The sequence below is a fragment of the Thermoactinomyces intermedius genome (genome assembly GCF_013912365.1).
Lineage (GTDB): Bacteria > Bacillota > Bacilli > Thermoactinomycetales > Thermoactinomycetaceae > Thermoactinomyces > Thermoactinomyces intermedius.
In genome coordinates, this window is record NZ_JACETT010000096.1 from 1 (window position 1) to 2651 (window position 2651).

Genomic DNA, 2651 nt, shown 5'->3' on the forward strand with positions numbered 1-2651 from the left:
AGCCGTGTGGAGTGTCAAACAGAAAAAAAGGATTTGGAAGCTGAGGCGATGCTTGAGGATTTGCTTGATGAAAACGATCTCCCTTATCAGACAACAGAAACTTATATTGAATCGGAACGCTTGTTCCAAAAAGTTTACGAAATAGGAGTGGTTTAAATGGCAAACCGTGTGCAGTTTGGCCTGAAAAACGTGCATTATGCGACGTTCACGGTAGAGGAAGACGGGAGTATCACTTATGATACTCCCGTCCCGATCCCTGGAGCAGTGGAGTTGTCCCTTGAGCCTCGCGGGGATATGGTGGAATTCTACGCTGATGATGTTCTTTACTATTCAGCCGGCAACAACCAAGGATATGAGGGAACGCTTTCTATCGCCGTTATCCCTGAACAATTCGCAGTGGATTGTTTGGGAGAGGAAAAAGATGAAACAGATATGGTTTTAACAGAAAAAGTGACCTTAAAAGGCAAGCCATTTGCTTTACTTTTTGAGTTCGACGGAGACGAAAAAGCGGTCCGCCACGTTCTGTACAACTGTGCGGCAAACCGCCCGACGATCTCAGGTGCAACAAAGACGGACACGGTGGAAGTACAACCCAACGAGCTGACATTCACCGCCAGTCCACGTTCTACGGATGGCGCAGTCAAGACGAAGACAACAGAGACAACGCCTGCTGCTGTTTACGATGCTTGGTATGATGCGGTTTATGAAGGTTCAAATGGTAGCGGTGGTGGAGGAGATGAAAGCTAATGGAAAAAACGGTAACGATTGATGGGAAAGAAGTGCGGCTAAAAGCTACGGCCGCGCTTCCTATTCGCTATAAGTCACAATTTGGGCGCGACTTTTTCAGTGACATCTTAAAACTTCTTAAGTTGTTCCCGCTAAAAGATTTGGATCTAGATAAAGACGAAGTTGATCAAGATGCATTGAAATATATCGATCATGTAGACTTTGAAGTTTTTTACAACTTGATATGGACCATGGCTAAGAATGCGGATAAGTCTATCCCAGATCCTGAAACTTGGTTTGATCAATTTGATATGTTTTCATTGGAAGACGTCTTACCTGACTTGTTTGAGCTTTTAGAAGGAGTAATGGGGACTAAAAAAAAGACTCGCCACCAGCATCAAAAGAGCCGATAAAGACAGAGAGTTTTCTCCTTATATGCAAACACTGCGGTCTGAATCGGGCTGATCTGGAAGAAATGACAATCACAATGTGTTTGGACTATATCGAAGAGTATGTCGAGATGAACAACCCGAAGAAACATAAACAGTCAGTGAAACGAGCGACACAAGCGGATTTTGATGCCTTTTAAGGAGGTGAGTTGATGGCCCAACGAATCAAAGGGATTACCATTGAGCTGGATGGAGAAACAAAAGGGCTGGACAAAGCACTTTCGGATGTAAATAAACGAAGTCGGGAACTTCAAAAAGAACTCCGTGATGTGGAACGCCTTTTAAAGCTAGACCCAGGCAATGTTGAAGCCCTGGCACAAAAACAACAAATTTTAGCTAAGCAAATAGAAAACACAACAGAGCGATTAAACCGTCTCAAAGCAGCTCAGGCACAGGTTGAACAACAATTCCAGCGTGGTGAGATCGGGGCGGATCAATACCGCGCTTTTCGGCGTGAGATCCAGTTCACCGAAGCCCAATTAAGCAAATTTAAGCGGGAGCTGGAATCTGTTAATGAAACTAAAGCCCTGAAGAACACTAGAAGAGATGCGGACCGAGTTGCCGAGAGTCTTGACAAAGCAAAAGAAGCTGCAGGGGAATTAAGAAACCAGCTCGAGACTGTTGGCGCTGCAAGCGCGGCGGGTGCTGTAGCAGCGGCGTTGGATTTATCATCGTTAAATACAAGCATTGAAATATCCATGGATGTGCCGGCTGAATCTGTCGAGTCTGTTAAAAGCGCAGTAAAAACAGTAACAAGCTACATTGGGGACCAGGAAGCAGCGCTTGAAGGCGTCCGCCGCCAATGGGCCCTTAATGCCAACGCTTCTGATGAAGCCAACGCCCGGATTGTTAAAGGGGCGGCGGCGATCACTAGAGCATATGCCGGCATTGATTTCACGGAATTAATTCAGGAAACCAACGAAGTATCAAAGTCGTTAGAAATCAGTAATGATGAAGCACTTGGATTAGTGAACGCGCTTTTAAAAATGGGTTTCCCCCCTGAGCAATTGGACATCATCAGTGAATATGGCTTGCAATTGAGGATGGCAGGATATGAAGCAGAGGAGATCCAAGCGATTTTCGCTGCGGGCATTGACACTGGAACCTGGAACATAGACAACTTGCTTGATGGTTTGAAAGAAGGAAGAATCAGGCTCGCTGAGTTTGGCGAGGAAGTACCGAAAGCCGTTAAGGAGCTTCTGGAGGGAACGAATATTTCGGCGAAGCAATTGCAGCAGTGGGGGCAAGCGGTTGCCCAAGGTGGTGAAACCGGAAAACAAGCAATGGTTCAGGTTGCCCAAGCATTGAACAACGTAGACAACGAAACAAAAAGAAACACTCTTGGTGTAGCTATTTTCGGTAAACGGAAGTTGTGCCGAAATAAAACCGGGCAAAATCGGTGGAAGCTAAGTGAATCGGCGTGAAATTGATTCATATGCCAACACCGAGGTAACGGGGAACACCACCCCGCACCGT

Annotated in this window: 3 protein-coding genes; all 3 read left to right on the plus strand. The window is 45.9% G+C overall.

What is annotated here, in order from left to right:
• The first annotated feature begins 156 nt into the window (after positions 1 to 156).
• The 3 genes from H1R82_RS14345 (at position 157) to H1R82_RS14355 (ending at position 2599) form a co-directional block, all read left to right on the plus strand.
• Complete coding sequence (locus tag H1R82_RS14345; protein WP_181732027.1) at positions 157 to 747, plus strand: major tail protein; 591 nt, start codon at positions 157 to 159, stop codon at positions 745 to 747.
• Positions 747 to 1139 (plus strand): hypothetical protein, encoded by a 393-nt coding sequence (locus H1R82_RS14350; protein WP_181732026.1) that lies wholly within the window; start codon positions 747 to 749, stop codon positions 1137 to 1139. The genes H1R82_RS14345 and H1R82_RS14350 overlap by 1 nt, the downstream gene beginning before the upstream one ends.
• Before the next feature lie 188 nt (positions 1140 to 1327).
• Positions 1328 to 2599 carry a phage tail tape measure protein gene (locus tag H1R82_RS14355; protein WP_258873917.1) on the plus strand — a complete coding sequence of 424 codons (1272 nt, stop codon included), beginning with the start codon at positions 1328 to 1330 and terminating at the stop codon, positions 2597 to 2599.
• The last annotated feature ends 52 nt before the right edge of the window (positions 2600 to 2651 follow it).